Raw genomic sequence first — 12,784 nt, forward strand, 5'->3', positions numbered from 1 at the left:
GTACCGGCAGGGCCGGGGTCGAAAGCCTCGGACAAGGTTGACGCCCTAGTTCTGTTACCGAACGCCACAACAGGCTTCGGAGAGCGACGTTGGAACCTGTCTATCTGAACAGTCTTGCATCCCGTCAGGCCGACTGGCTGTCGGTGCGCCAGGCAACGGTGGCGCAGAACATCGCCAATGCCAACACGCCCGGCTATGCCGCCCGCGACATCGAGGCTTTCACCACGCTTCTGGATGAAACCAGCCTGGTGATGACCGCAACCCACGGCCGCCACATGGGCAGCCTCGGGGATGCGCCCGAAGCGTCCAAGGTTGGCAAGGCGGAAAGCTGGGATGTTTCCCACTCCGGCAACAGCGTCAATCTGGAGCAGGAACTGATGAAGGCGGGTGAAGTTTCGCGCGACCATGCGCTCAACACCAGCATCATCAAGTCCTTTCACCGCATGTATCTGGCAAGCCTGAAGGGATAAGTGATGATCGACCCGCTGGCCGCAACTCTCAAGATCTCCGCTTCCGGCCTGCGCGCCCAGTCCGACCGTCTTCGCATCGTGTCGGAAAATCTGGCCAATGCGCAATCGACTGGCAAGACGCCGGGCTCGGATCCTTACAAGCGCAAGACCATCACCTTCGAAAGCGAGGTTGACCGGGCATTGTCCGCTGATCTGGTGAAGGTCAAGGGCATCGGGTCCGACAAGGCGCCTTTCAACGTTGAGTACGATCCGGGCCATCCGGCTGCCGACGAAAATGGCTACGTGAAGATGCCGAATATCAACATGCTGGTCGAAATGGCCGACATGCGCGAGACGAACCGCTCCTACGAAGCCAACCTGAAGATGATGACGCAGGCCCGCAGCATGATCATGCGCACCATCGACCTTCTGAGGGATTGAAGATGATCGACCAGATTTCCGCCATCAAATCCGCCGGTGACGGTATCACGTCGCAGGTCTCCCAGACCCGCTATGTCGCAGGCGGCGTGCCGCTGGGCGGCGCAGCGCCCGCCAATGCGGTGCCCGAGGTCAGCTTCACGGACACCATGGCCTCCGTGACGCAGGAAGCCATCGAGCGCGTGAAGGAAGGTGAAGCCGTTTCGATCGCCGGCATCAGCGGCAAGGCTTCAGCCCAGCAGGTGGTGGAAGCCGTGATGGCCGCCGAGGCCTCTCTGCAAACCGCCATCGCCATCCGCGACAAGGTCGTTTCCGCCTATCAGGAAGTCAGCCGCATGGCCATCTGAGGCTCCTGCCCGGATGATCTTGAATTCAGCCCGCATCGAGGGAGTTTGACATGAAAGCTCTGGCAATCGCAGCGACCGGCATGAGCGCCCAGCAGCTCAATGTCGAAGTCATCGCCAACAACATCGCCAACATCAACACCACCTCCTTCAAGCGGGCGCGGGCCGAATTCACCGACCTGCTCTATCAGGCCGAGCGCCTGCAGGGGGTGCCGAACCGGGGCGGTGAGGATCCGGTGCCGGAAGGCGCGCAGCTGGGTCTTGGCGTGCGTTCCGCCGCCATCCGCAAGCTGCACATCCAGGGCACCATGAACCAGACCGGCAACGAGCTGGACATGGCCATCGACGGGCGCGGCTGGTTCCAGGTAACCGGGCCGGAAGGCGAGCAACTCTACACCCGCGCCGGCGCCTTCAACAAGAATGCCGAGGGTCGCATTGTGACGCTCGATGGCTATGCCATTGAACCGGCGATCATCATTCCGCCGGAGACCATTGAAGTCACCATCAATGAGTCCGGCACGGTCTTTGCCAAGGTGGCAGGTGAAGTGAACCCGCAGGAACTGGGGCAGCTGGCCATGACCAACTTTGCCAATGACGTCGGGCTTGAGCCCATCGGCGGCAACCTGTTCCGTGAAACCCCGGCCTCCGGCCCGGGCATTGCCGGTGTCGCCGGTGATCCGGGTTTCGGCATCATCCGCCAGGGCTACACGGAGGCCTCCAACGTCGATCCGGTGAAGGAAATCACCGAGCTGATCTCGGCGCAGCGCGGCTACGAAATGAACTCCAAGGTCATCAAGGCCGCGGACGACATGTTTGGCGTGGTGACGCAAGGGATCCGCTGATCCTTAGGAGCGGGCGAGGAGAGCAGCGATGCTGACACGGCTTTTCATCTGCATGATGCTGGCAGGCCTTGCCCTCACGGCCGCCATGACCGGTGCGCGCGCCTCTTCTCTGGATCTGCCGGTGCTGCGGTCCGGCGTCCGGCAGGGCGAGGTGATCAGTGCCGATCAGGTGATCATCCGCCGCTTCCCCTTGAGGACGGTTCAGCAGTTCTCCGTGGTTGCAACAAGGGAAGAGCTGGTGGGGCGTGTCGCCCGCCGCTCGCTGCAGCCGGGTGTGCCTGTGCCCGCAACCGCCGTTGCGGTGGAAACGGTGATCAAGCGCGGCGAACCTGCCCGCCTGATCTTCCGCGAAGGCGGCTTGCAGATCATTGCTCAGGTCGAGGCGCTGCAGAATGGGTCCGTCGGATCCTTCATTCGCGCCAGAAACATCGACAGCGGCCTCATCATCACCGGCCGGGTTCAGCCGGACGGCTCCATTCTGGTAGGTGATTGACCATGCGGCGGATTTTCCTTGCAGTTCTGGCCCTGGCCCTTGCCATGGGCGCCGCCAGCCTTGCGGCGCCTGCCAGTGCCATGGTGCGCATCAAGGACATTGCCTCGCTTCAGGGCGTGCGTGACAACCAGCTGGTCGGTTACGGCCTTGTCATCGGCCTGCAAGGGTCCGGCGACACGCTGCGCAATGCGCCTTTCACCGAACAATCCCTTCAGTCCATGCTCGACAGCATGGGCATCAACGTGCGTGACGCGCGCCTGCGCACCCGCAATGTCGCGGCTGTGGTGGTGACGGCAAACCTTCCGCCTTTCATTGGCCAGGGCTCGCGCATTGACGTCAATGTCTCGTCCCTCGGCGATGCATCCTCTCTGGCTGGCGGCACGCTGGTCGCCACGCCGCTGCTTGGCGCGGACGGGGCGGTTTATGCGGTGGCGCAGGGTGCTGTTGCGGTTTCGGGGTTTTCCGAAACCGGGCAGGCCGAGAGCCTGCGTCAGGGCATTCCGACAGTGGGGCGCATTCCCAATGGCGGCATGATCGAACGTAATCTGCCGGACCGTTTCGCCAATATTCCCGGGCTGGTGCTGGAACTGTCCAACCCGGACTTCCGCACTGCGGTGCGGGTGGCTGATGCCATCAACCGCTACACCAAGACCACCTATGGCGTTTCGTCAGCCCGTGAAAGAGATCACCGCTCCATCGATCTGACCCCGCCGGCCAAGGTCAGCCTCACCCGCTTCATGGCAGAAATCGAGGGGTTGATGGTGCAGCCGGATCAGTCGGCGCGCGTTGTCATCGATGAGCGGACGGGAACGGTGGTGATCGGCCGCGATGTGCAGATTTCAACTGTCGCCGTCACCCATGGCAATCTGACGGTCCGCATCACCGAGGCGCCGGAGGTGTCCCAGCCGCAGCCCTTTGGCAATGGTGAAACGGTGGTGACGCCCCGCACCTTCATTGATGCGGCTGAAAATGGCGGGCAGCTCGCCATCATCGGCGGCACCGACCTGCAGACGCTCGTGCGCGGTCTGAACCGCATCGGTCTCAAGCCGACCGGTATCATCGCCATCCTTCAGACGATCAAGACGGCAGGCGCCCTGCAGGCGGAACTGGTGATCCAGTAAGCCTTGCACGGTCAGCAATCCCGAATTCTCCCGGCAGCCCCCTGCCCACACAGCTCCGGGGGAGGGCACGGTCCGCAGCCTGATGGCTGTGGACCGTGCTGCATTTCAGCCTGCCCTTACGTCCGCCAGCCTGTCTCTTCCGCAAGCCTGCGCTGCCTTCACGGCATCCGGCCAAGCTCCGCACAAGCCTCGGCCGCCATAGTCGGGCCAACAGCGACTGGAAGGATTTCCTGCCCATGATCCCGTGCATGACCCCGGCTGGAGCCCTGCGCCCTTTGTTCCGGCGTTCTGTCTGCCGCATCCTGACTATCTCCTGCTTGCTGTCTCTGGCAGCGCTGGGTTTTGCAGCTCCGGCTGGCGCCCAGACGGCCTCCAACCTGCGCAATGCATCGGCTGCGGATCTTCCGGTGCCCGCCCCGGCCGAGCCTGGAGACGCGGGCGCGCCGAGCGATGCGGCGCTCTACTGCCAGAACATGGGCGGGGCGGCGAGTGATGCCCGTCTTGCCTGGCAGACATGGAATCTCATTGCGCTGGAAGAGCGGCTTCAGAACCGGATCCGCGAGCTGGAGCAGAAGCGCGCCGAATACGAGGAATGGGTCAAGCGGCGCGAGAAGGTTCTCGGCGAAGTCGAGGGGCATGTTGTGTCGATCTTTCAGCGCATGCGGCCGGAGGCGGCTGCAGCCCAGCTGGCGACGCTGGACGAAGATACGGCCGTTGCCGTGCTTGTGAAGCTCAATGCCCGCGCAGCCAGCCAGATCCTGGACGAAATGGATCCCGCCCGCGCGGCCCAGCTGACCCACTCCATGGCTGGACTTTCCAAATCCGAAGCACAGGGGAGCCTTTGATGCGCCTGTTGATCCCTTTCGCCCTTTGTCTTGTGTCAGCAGGTTGCGCAGGTCAGATGAATGAAATCGGCCGTGAGCCGGCGATGTCACCCGTGGGCTATGGCCTCGCGTCCCAGCCCGCCGCGGTCTATCCGCTCAACACCTTCAATCCGAGCGGCCGCAAGGACTACAATTCGCTCTGGGTTTCAGGCCGCGATGATTTCTTCTCCGATCCCCGCGCCCGCCGTGTTGGCGATGTCATCACCGTGCTGATTGCCATCAATGACAAGGCAACGCTGAACAACAATTCGGCGCGCGGGCGCGACGGCAAGCTCGGGATCGGCGGCGGCTTCTCGGCCAGTGCCGGCGGCTCGGGAACCTCGGCAGATCTTTCCTTCGACACCAAATCCGGCTCCTCCTCCAACTCGCGCGGTACCATCGACCGCAAGGAGGAGATCAAGCTGCAGGTTGCCGCGGTCGTCACCGACCGTCTGCCGAATGGCAACCTCGTCATCTCCGGGTCCCAGGAAGTCCGGGTGAACTACGAGATGCGCGTTCTCAACGTGGCCGGCATCGTCCGCCCGCGTGACATCGGCGGCAACAACACCATCGATTACAACAAGATTGCAGAAGCGCGCGTGTCCTATGGCGGACGCGGGCGCATCTCGGAGATCCAGCAGCCTGCCTGGGGCCAGCAGGTCATCGACACGATCTCACCCTTCTGAGTGCCTGTTGAGGAGGCGTTTCCATGGCTGATCTTGCCAATGATCCTGATGGGCGGGATGGCTCGTCCGGCGGCTCCATCGGCAGCTTCATCCTGATCCTGTTTCTGCTGACGCTGCTTGGCGGGGGGATCGGTGCTGTCGCTGGTCTGCATTTCACGGAAACGGTCCGCAACGCTGTCGCCGGTCAGGCCGCAACGGCTGCGAAAGAGCCTGACGTGGAACAGATCTATCTCGCTCCCGTGCGGCTCAGGTCGCTCAAGCCGCTGGTGACCAATCTGGCGGCTCCGCGCGAGGCCTGGGTGCGGCTGCAGGCCTCCGTGGTGATCGATCAGGAAGGCATCGATGATGTCATCGTCCTGCTTGGCTATATCGAAGAAGATGTCCTGGCCTATCTGCGCACCGTCACCCTGGCCCAGATCGAAGGAGCAGCCGGCCTTCAGCACCTGCGCGAAGATCTCAATGAGCGCGCCAAGGCCCGCTCCGGCGGCAAGGTTCGTGAGCTGATCCTTGAATCCCTGGTGGTGCAATGACACGCAGGCTGCTGACCGCCGTTCTTCTGCTGCTTGCGGGCACTGTTGCCGCCAGTGCGCAGGCCTTGCCAGATCTGTCCTCGCTGCTGCCGGCGGGTGAGGCCAGCGCCAGCGGCCGCATCGTGCAGGTGATTGCGCTCCTCACTGTGCTGTCGGTTGCCCCGGGCATTCTCATCATGGTGACGAGCTTCACGCGCTTTGCCATCGCCCTGTCGTTTCTGCGCTCCGGCATCGGCCTGCAGACGACACCGGGCAACCTGATCCTGATTTCCCTTGCCCTGTTCATGACCTTCTATGTCATGGCACCCACGTTCGACCGGGCGTGGAACGAGGGGGTCAAGCCGCTTCTGGCCAACGAGATCACCGAAGAGGTTGCCTATGAGCGGATCACCGATCCGTTCCGCGACTTCATGCTGTCGCAAGTGCGCGAGGCTGATCTGGTGCTGTTCGATGATCTGGCAGCCGGCCGGGTGACCAATGAAACCGCCGCCTCGCCGGACAAGGTCGAGTTGCGGGTCCTGATCCCGGCCTTCATGATTTCGGAACTGCGCCGGGGCTTCGAGATCGGCTTTCTGATCGTGCTGCCGTTCCTTGTGATCGACATGATTGTGGCCACCATCACCATGTCCATGGGCATGATGATGCTGCCGCCCACGGTGATCGCCCTGCCGTTCAAGGCCTTGTTCTTCGTGCTCATCGATGGCTGGAATCTGCTGGTGGGCAGTTTGGTGCGGTCCTTTTTTTGAGAAAACCGCCTGACGTATTACAAGGCATGGCGCCGCCCGCGCCGTGCCTTTTTGTTTCGAAGCGCGTGCATTTGCCCCTTGGCAACGGCACTTTTGTGATGCTAGCTTTTGGTCAGCTTCACGCAAGCCTGCAGCGCTAGCGTGAGTATCACAACAGGTTGAGCCCTTCCCACACTTTGAGGCTCAAAGGCATGATGCCGCCCTGCTGTACCGGTGAAAACCCGGTATGTCCCCTTCAACTTTCCATATGAAAGGGACTTGCTATGTCCAGCCTTCTGACTAATGCCTCCGCCATGACGGCGCTGCAGACCCTGAACAAGACCAACGCTTCCATGGCGCAGGTGCAGAGCCGCATCTCCACCGGCATGCGCGTTTCGACTGCTCAGGACAACGCCGCTTACTGGTCCATCGCCACCACGATGCGTTCCGACAACATGGCTCTCTCGGCCGTGAAGGATGCCCTGGGTCTGGGCGCTGCTACCCTCGACGTGCAGTACACCGCCATGGACAAGGCCAAGGAACTGGTCGACGACATCAAGTCCAAGCTCGTTGCTGCCCGTCAGCCGGGTGTGGACCGTGACAAGATCCAGTCGGACATCACCGAAATGCAGGGTCAGCTGAAGACCATTGCAGACTCTGCAGTGTTCAACGGTGAGAACTGGCTGTCGGTGAACTCCGCTGCAGCTGACTACAACGCCACCAAGTCCACTGTCGGCTCCTTCACGCGTGCTGGCGGTACGATCTCGATCGATACGATTGACATCGATATCACCCAGACCACGCTGTATGACAGCAACGGCCAGATCGGTATCCTGGACAAGGATCGCACTCTTGCCAGCGGTGGTGACGTCAAGGTGTCGACCATCAACATCTCGGCTCTGACGGACTCCGCAGCTGATCTCACCACTCTGGAAGAAACCATTGGTGCGGTCGATGATGCCCTGAAGGACATCACCAATGCAGCTACTCTGCTTGGCTCGGTCAAGACCCGTGTCGATACCCAGAAGAGCTTCGTGACCGCCCTGACCGACGCCATCGAGCGTGGTGTCGGCCAGCTGGTTGATGCTGACATGAACGCTGAATCGACCCGCCTGCAGGCCCTTCAGGTCCAGCAGCAGCTCGGTATCCAGGCTCTGTCGATCGCCAACTCCAGCAGCCAGAACATCCTCTCGCTGTTCCGTTGATTTCAAGCCGCCAGCCGGCCTGAAACAGGAAGCCGCGCCCTTCAAGGGTGCGGCTTTTCTGCTTTTGTGCGCCCGCAAGCCTCACGCCAGCCAGACCCGCGATAGTCAGGGCACGATCTCATCGACCTAGCACAGGGGTGTCGAATGCCGGGCCGTGAACATGCAGAAAAACTCTGGGCAAACCTCATGGAACTGGGCGTCAGGCGCCTTGTTGCCCTTGCACTCATCGGCATTGCCACGGTCGTCACGGTGGGGTTGGGGGCCTACTATCTCAGCCGCCCGCAAATGACGCCGCTTTATACCGGTCTTGAAGGAGACGACGTGAGCCGCATGGGCCAGGCCCTGCAGGACGCCGGCATCCTCTTCGACGTCAGCGCGGACGGGACCTCTGTCCTCGTGAGCCCCAGTTCGGCACCGCGCGCCCGCATGCTTCTGGCAGAGCGCGGCCTGCCCCGCGGCACCGGCACCGGGTATGAGCTGTTCGATAATCTGGGGTCGCTGGGCCTCACCTCCTTCATGCAGGACGTCACCCGCCTGCGCGCCATTGAAGGGGAGCTGGCCCGCACCATTCAGTTGATGCAGGGCGTGCGGGCCGCGCGCGTCCACATCGTCATGCCGGAAAAGGGCTCCTTCCGCCGCGATCAGCAGCCGCCGTCAGCCTCTGTGGTGATCCGCGCGGACAACCGGGACGATGTGCGCACGGCAGATGCCATCCGGCACCTTGTGGCTGCAGCCGTTCCTGGGCTGACCTCGGACAAAGTGACGGTCCTCGACACCTCCGGCACGCTTCTGGCCTCGGGCGCCGATCCTGTGAATGCCTCCGCAGGCCAGATGGCCAGCCTCGAGACCGCCATCAGCACCCGCATTCAGGAGAGCATCCGCAAGACCCTCACTCCTTACCTCGGGCTGGACCATTTCCAGGTCAGTGTGGCTGCGACCCTCAACACGGACCGGCGCCGCGTGGCCGAGACGATCTTTGATCCGGATTCCCGCGTTGAGCGCTCCACCCGCAGCATCCGCCAGAGTGAGGCCTCGCAGAACGCCAGCACCCAGACCCCGACGACGGTGGAGCAGAACCTCCCCGATGAGCAAGTGCAGGCAAACGGCGGTGAGCGCTCCAGTGAGGAAAACCAGCGCCGTGAAGAGACGGTCAACTATGAGATTTCCACCAAGGTGATCGAGACCTCGCAGGAGGGCTACCAAGTGGAGCGCCTCTCCATCGCCGTTCTGGTGGACCGGGCGCGCCTTGTCGAGGCGCTGGGTGGCAGTCCCGATCAGAACCAGATTGATGATCAGCTGAAGGAGATCCAGGAACTGGTCGCCTCCTCCGCCGGTGTCAGCTCAAACCGCGGGGATACCATCAAGGTGTCGATGGTCGAGTTCTTCGCCGGTGCGCGCGACATGCAGGCCGCCCCGCCGCTGTCAATCGCCGAACTGCTCATCCGCCAGTCGGGTAATGTCATCAATGCCGTTGCGATCCTGGGTGTTGCCGGCCTGCTGATCTGGTTCGGCCTGCGTCCGGCTCTGTCGGTGCTGATCCCGCAGAGCACAGAAAAGCCTGCCGAGATTGCCGAAATGACCATGGATGGCTCTGCGGAGGCGCTGGCTGCACAGTTCGGCGGACAGGCTGCACTCGGTGGACCGGATCACTCCCTGCTGCTGGCTGACCTGACGAACAAGATCAACCAGTCGCCGATCAAGAAGCTGGAATCCCTGCTTGAGCTGAATGAGGAGCAATCCGCTGCCATCCTGAAGCAGTGGATGTATGAGGCGGAGCGCGCCTGATGACCCCGAAACCCATCGCCTCGCGCCTGCCGGTGCTTTCCAGTCCCGTGTTCCAGCATCTCAGCAGCGCCGAAGTCATTATGGCTGAGGTGATGCCGGCGGTGGAACGCGCGCCGGAGCCGACCCTCGAAGAACGGCTTGCCGCCGAATATGCGCGCGGTGTCCGGGCTGGGCGGGAGGAAGCGCGCCTTGCTGCGGCTGAGGATCTGGAGGTTCAGGTTACCGCCCTCCGGTCAGAGGCTGCTGCTGCACGTGAAGCTTTCGAAGAAGAGCAGGCAAGACAACTCTCCGATGGCATTGCCAATGCCGTGGCCAGCCTGTCGGCTCGCATGTCTGATGCCGTCGAGCAGGTGCTTCTGCCGTTCCTGAAGGACGCCGTCCGGGAGCAGGCGGTCAGCCATTTCTCCGGGACACTCAAGGAATTGCTAACGGGGAGCGCTGCCACATTCGAGGTCAGCGGTCCGCGTGATCTCCTTGACCGGGTCATGCAGGAGCTTGGGCCGCTGGCAGGCTCTGTCATTGTCAAGCAGGGCGATACGCCGGAACTGCAGGCTGTGCTTGGAGACACGATCATCGAGACGCAGATGGCGGACTGGCTCAGGCGCCTCAAGACGATCCGGGAGACCGAAGAATGAGTGCAGGTCTGCAGGCTAACGAGATCATCATTGTCCGCCGCCGCGCGTCGCTTGAGACGGATACCGTCAAGGGCGGTGTCTGGAAGATTGCCTTCGCGGACTTCATGACCGCGATGATGGCCTTCTTCCTCGTCATGTGGCTGATCAACGTCACGGACGAGAGCGTTCGCAAGGGGGTTGCCCAGTATTTCAATCCCGTGAAGCTGACCTCCACGACCCAGACCCGCAAGGGACTGAATGATCCCGATGTGCCGGGGCCCGATGTGACCAATCCTGCCAAGATTGATGCGCAGATGGAGACCACGCCGGATCCGGACGGGAGCCCCGGCACCGCAAACGGCTCCGATGCGACCGGCTCTATGCCGTTGCGGGATGGCCTTGTTGCAGGGCGCAGGGCTGGAGAGTTCAATCCCACGCTCTCAGAGGCACAGCTCTTCAGCGATCCCTATGCCGTGCTGGATCAGCTGGTCGGCACGCTCGGGGATCAGCTGGAGGCCGGAGTGGCGCCTGAAACCGAAGGTATCGGGCAGCAGCAGACGGAAGGTGCCCAGGGCGGCGATGCGTTCCGCGACCCGTTTGATCCGATGTACTGGCAGTTTCTCCCCGGCCGCAAGACATCGGTGCAGGAAGGCGGAGCCGCGGCGTCAGTGACAGGTCAGACGGCCATTGGCACCGTTGCCTTTGAAGCCCCGGCTTCCGGGGATGAAGGTGAGACACCGGCGCAGCCACAGGGAACAGCTGCCGCGCAGGTCGTCGAAACCGAGCCTGACGCTCCTTTGACGGCGGTCACGGTTCCCAAGCCGAAGGAGGGCGTTGCGCCAGCCGCTGAGACGGAGCCCGCACCGGTAGCGGTGGCGGCAGTGCCGCAGCAGGCCCCCGTGGCTGATGCATCTGCACCCACAGCGCCCGAAACGGTGCAGGCAGAACAGGCCGTATCGCGCACGGAAGCGGCCGTTTCCGAAATCCGCGAGGCGATTACCGCTTCTGCCAATGGCCAGCTGGCAGAGACGGCCAGCCGCATTGAAGTCTCGAGGCAGGACGGCGGTGTCCTGATCAGCCTGACGGATGCGGAGAACTTCGGCATGTTCGCAGTTGGCTCGGCTGAGCCGCGGCCGGAGCTCGTGAAGCTGATGGAGCGGATCGGTGCCGTCCTGTCGTCCCGTACAGGCAAGATCATCATCCGCGGCCACACGGACGCGCGGCCCTTCAGGTCGGCCAACAATGACAACTGGCGTCTGTCCACCTCCCGCGCTCACATGGCTCTCTACATGCTGGTGCGGGGCGGTGTCGACGCGAGCCGCATCGAGCGCGTGGAGGGCTATGCCGACCGCGAGCTGAAGCAGGCGGATGATCCCTATGCGCCGGCAAACAGGCGCATCGAGATCTTCCTGATGGAGGAGGGCGTGTGATGGCGGCCTTGTTTCCGTCGGGCCGCAGCCTTGCACTTGTGCGAAGCACGGCACTGACCCTCCTTCTGGCTCTGCCCCTTGCGCTGGCTCATGATGCGGCAGGGACACAAGCTGCAGCCCAGGACATTGCCGCCCTGCCTCAGGAGAGTGCGCCTTACGAAATGGTGCGCACCCTGCAGATGCTGCAGGGGCAGGTGGCGCAGGGCAACACCCAGGCCCATCAGGCACAGCGCGCCCTGCTGCAGCATATGAATGAGGTGTTTCTGGCAGCCCCGCCGTCCACCTGGGCAGATGCCCGCAATGCCCGAGCCGCCGTCATTCATCTGTTGAGTGGCGGGCATCCCAATGTTGTCCGCAGGCTTTTGACGCTGAAGGCAGCACCGGCCGTCGAGGAGGACCTCATGCGCGGCGCGCTGGCCTATGTGGATGGTCGGCCGGAAGAAGCCCGCCGCCTGCTGTCCGGTTACGATCCCATGGACATGGCGCCCAATCTGGGCGGTCAGGTTGCCCTGGTGCGTTCGGCTCTGGAAGTGGCAGACAATCCGAAAGAGGCGATGCGTCTGCTTGCCATCGCCCGTCTGCTCATGCCCGGCACGCTGGTTGAAGAGGCCGCATTGCGCCGTGAGGTCTTTGTTGCCGGCAAGCTGGGCGACATCGAGGGATTTCAGTCGCTTTCCATCCGCTATCTGCGCCGCTTCCGTGGTTCGATCTATGAGGGAGACTTCCGCCGGCGCTTCGGACTGGCGCTGGACTCGCTTGGGTTCAGCGAGAATGACGACCGCTTTGCCCTGCTGGAAAGTCTGCTGGCGGAATTTGATGAAGACACGCGCCGCGGTTTCTATCTGCGCCTGGCCCGCCGTGCCGTGGCCGGCGGGCATCTGACAATTGCCCGCAGGGCCTCGGAACGGGCCATGCCGTTGGCCATGTCCGGCACCTATGACGAGACTCAGCTGAAGCTCTATCAGGCCGCAGTGTCGTTACGCCCTGAGGACATCCACAGCACGCGTCAGCTGCTCTGGTCGATCGACCGCAAGAGCCTCACCCCGCAGGACCGGGATCTGATGGATGCGGCCTACATCGTTCTCAATCACGTGCGTCACTGGCCCGAGCCGCCACGCGGTGTGATCGGTGAGTTCGGAGCCTATGCCATTCTGCCTCCACCGGCTGAGGCCTCCTGGAGCAAACCGGTGATGGGGCAGGCAGAGCGGCTGCTGAAACAGACGGAAGATCTGATGAGCAAACAGAAGGGGAGGTTCTGA

The 12,784-nt window shown here is 62.8% G+C and carries 15 protein-coding genes; all 15 read left to right on the forward strand.

The window, feature by feature from the left end:
• Window positions 1-89: 89 nt before the first annotated feature.
• Window positions 90-470: a flagellar basal body rod protein FlgB gene (gene flgB, locus AC0CMF_RS14415; protein WP_050474384.1), complete on the forward strand. Its 381-nt coding sequence runs from the start codon at window positions 90-92 to the stop codon at window positions 468-470.
• Window positions 471-473: 3 nt separating this feature from the next.
• Window positions 474-890 (forward strand): flagellar basal body rod protein FlgC, encoded by a 417-nt coding sequence (gene flgC / locus AC0CMF_RS14420; RefSeq protein WP_050474385.1) that lies wholly within the window; start codon window positions 474-476, stop codon window positions 888-890.
• Between the two features lie 2 nt (window positions 891-892).
• Window positions 893-1,234 carry a flagellar hook-basal body complex protein FliE gene (fliE, locus tag AC0CMF_RS14425; RefSeq protein ID WP_334252828.1) on the forward strand — a complete coding sequence of 114 codons (342 nt, stop codon included), beginning with the start codon at window positions 893-895 and terminating at the stop codon, window positions 1,232-1,234.
• A gap of 50 nt (window positions 1,235-1,284) precedes the next feature.
• Window positions 1,285-2,073, forward strand: coding sequence for a flagellar basal-body rod protein FlgG (gene flgG / locus AC0CMF_RS14430; protein ID WP_050474386.1), 789 nt, complete (start codon window positions 1,285-1,287; stop codon window positions 2,071-2,073).
• Window positions 2,074-2,101: 28 nt separating this feature from the next.
• Window positions 2,102-2,566 (forward strand): flagellar basal body P-ring formation chaperone FlgA, encoded by a 465-nt coding sequence (gene flgA / locus AC0CMF_RS14435; RefSeq protein ID WP_050474387.1) that lies wholly within the window; start codon window positions 2,102-2,104, stop codon window positions 2,564-2,566.
• Between the two features lie 2 nt (window positions 2,567-2,568).
• Entirely contained in the window at window positions 2,569-3,687 is a 1,119-nt protein-coding gene (flgI, locus tag AC0CMF_RS14440) for a flagellar basal body P-ring protein FlgI (RefSeq protein WP_058898124.1), read from the forward strand.
• 275 nt (window positions 3,688-3,962) lie between these two features.
• Window positions 3,963-4,532, forward strand: a complete 570-nt coding sequence (locus AC0CMF_RS14445) for a MotE family protein (protein ID WP_374629155.1) — start codon at window positions 3,963-3,965, stop codon at window positions 4,530-4,532.
• Complete coding sequence (gene flgH / locus AC0CMF_RS14450) at window positions 4,532-5,236, forward strand: flagellar basal body L-ring protein FlgH (RefSeq protein WP_050474389.1); 705 nt, start codon at window positions 4,532-4,534, stop codon at window positions 5,234-5,236. The genes AC0CMF_RS14445 and flgH overlap by 1 nt, the downstream gene beginning before the upstream one ends.
• 23 nt (window positions 5,237-5,259) lie before the next feature.
• Window positions 5,260-5,766, forward strand: coding sequence for a flagellar basal body-associated FliL family protein (locus AC0CMF_RS14455; protein ID WP_050474390.1), 507 nt, complete (start codon window positions 5,260-5,262; stop codon window positions 5,764-5,766).
• Entirely contained in the window at window positions 5,763-6,512 is a 750-nt protein-coding gene (fliP, locus tag AC0CMF_RS14460; RefSeq protein ID WP_122519159.1) for a flagellar type III secretion system pore protein FliP, read from the forward strand. The genes AC0CMF_RS14455 and fliP overlap by 4 nt, the downstream gene beginning before the upstream one ends.
• Window positions 6,513-6,775: 263 nt before the next feature.
• Window positions 6,776-7,696: a flagellin N-terminal helical domain-containing protein gene (locus tag AC0CMF_RS14465; protein ID WP_050474392.1), complete on the forward strand. Its 921-nt coding sequence runs from the start codon at window positions 6,776-6,778 to the stop codon at window positions 7,694-7,696.
• Between the two features lie 144 nt (window positions 7,697-7,840).
• On the forward strand, window positions 7,841-9,481 hold the full coding sequence (gene fliF / locus AC0CMF_RS14470) for a flagellar basal-body MS-ring/collar protein FliF (protein WP_050474393.1): 1,641 nt from the start codon (window positions 7,841-7,843) through the stop codon (window positions 9,479-9,481).
• Entirely contained in the window at window positions 9,481-10,116 is a 636-nt protein-coding gene (locus AC0CMF_RS14475; RefSeq protein ID WP_050474394.1) for a hypothetical protein, read from the forward strand. The genes fliF and AC0CMF_RS14475 overlap by 1 nt, the downstream gene beginning before the upstream one ends.
• The gene (locus AC0CMF_RS14480) at window positions 10,113-11,525 is read left to right on the forward strand and encodes a MotB family protein (RefSeq protein ID WP_374629154.1); all 1,413 of its coding nucleotides are present in this window, start codon (window positions 10,113-10,115) and stop codon (window positions 11,523-11,525) included. The genes AC0CMF_RS14475 and AC0CMF_RS14480 overlap by 4 nt, the downstream gene beginning before the upstream one ends.
• The gene (locus tag AC0CMF_RS14485; protein WP_058898119.1) at window positions 11,525-12,784 is read left to right on the forward strand and encodes a hypothetical protein; all 1,260 of its coding nucleotides are present in this window, start codon (window positions 11,525-11,527) and stop codon (window positions 12,782-12,784) included. The genes AC0CMF_RS14480 and AC0CMF_RS14485 overlap by 1 nt, the downstream gene beginning before the upstream one ends.

This window comes from Pannonibacter sp. CBAS1226 (genome assembly GCF_055685825.1).

Bases quoted from the DNA above. Each gene is read 5' to 3' on its own strand.
- flgC (WP_050474385.1), top strand. From the start codon at position 474: ATGATCGACCCGCTGGCCGCAACTCTCAAGATCTCCGCTTCCGGCCTG.
- AC0CMF_RS14465 (WP_050474392.1), top strand. From the start codon at position 6,776: ATGTCCAGCCTTCTGACTAATGCCTCCGCCATGACGGCGCTGCAGACC.
- flgH (WP_050474389.1), top strand. From the start codon at position 4,532: ATGCGCCTGTTGATCCCTTTCGCCCTTTGTCTTGTGTCAGCAGGTTGC.
- fliE (WP_334252828.1), top strand. From the start codon at position 893: ATGATCGACCAGATTTCCGCCATCAAATCCGCCGGTGACGGTATCACG.
- AC0CMF_RS14485 (WP_058898119.1), top strand. From the start codon at position 11,525: ATGGCGGCCTTGTTTCCGTCGGGCCGCAGCCTTGCACTTGTGCGAAGC.
- fliP (WP_122519159.1), top strand. From the start codon at position 5,763: ATGACACGCAGGCTGCTGACCGCCGTTCTTCTGCTGCTTGCGGGCACT.
- AC0CMF_RS14480 (WP_374629154.1), top strand. From the start codon at position 10,113: ATGAGTGCAGGTCTGCAGGCTAACGAGATCATCATTGTCCGCCGCCGC.
- AC0CMF_RS14475 (WP_050474394.1), top strand. From the start codon at position 9,481: ATGACCCCGAAACCCATCGCCTCGCGCCTGCCGGTGCTTTCCAGTCCC.
- fliF (WP_050474393.1), top strand. From the start codon at position 7,841: ATGCCGGGCCGTGAACATGCAGAAAAACTCTGGGCAAACCTCATGGAA.
- AC0CMF_RS14455 (WP_050474390.1), top strand. From the start codon at position 5,260: ATGGCTGATCTTGCCAATGATCCTGATGGGCGGGATGGCTCGTCCGGC.
- flgI (WP_058898124.1), top strand. From the start codon at position 2,569: ATGCGGCGGATTTTCCTTGCAGTTCTGGCCCTGGCCCTTGCCATGGGC.
- flgG (WP_050474386.1), top strand. From the start codon at position 1,285: ATGAAAGCTCTGGCAATCGCAGCGACCGGCATGAGCGCCCAGCAGCTC.
- flgA (WP_050474387.1), top strand. From the start codon at position 2,102: ATGCTGACACGGCTTTTCATCTGCATGATGCTGGCAGGCCTTGCCCTC.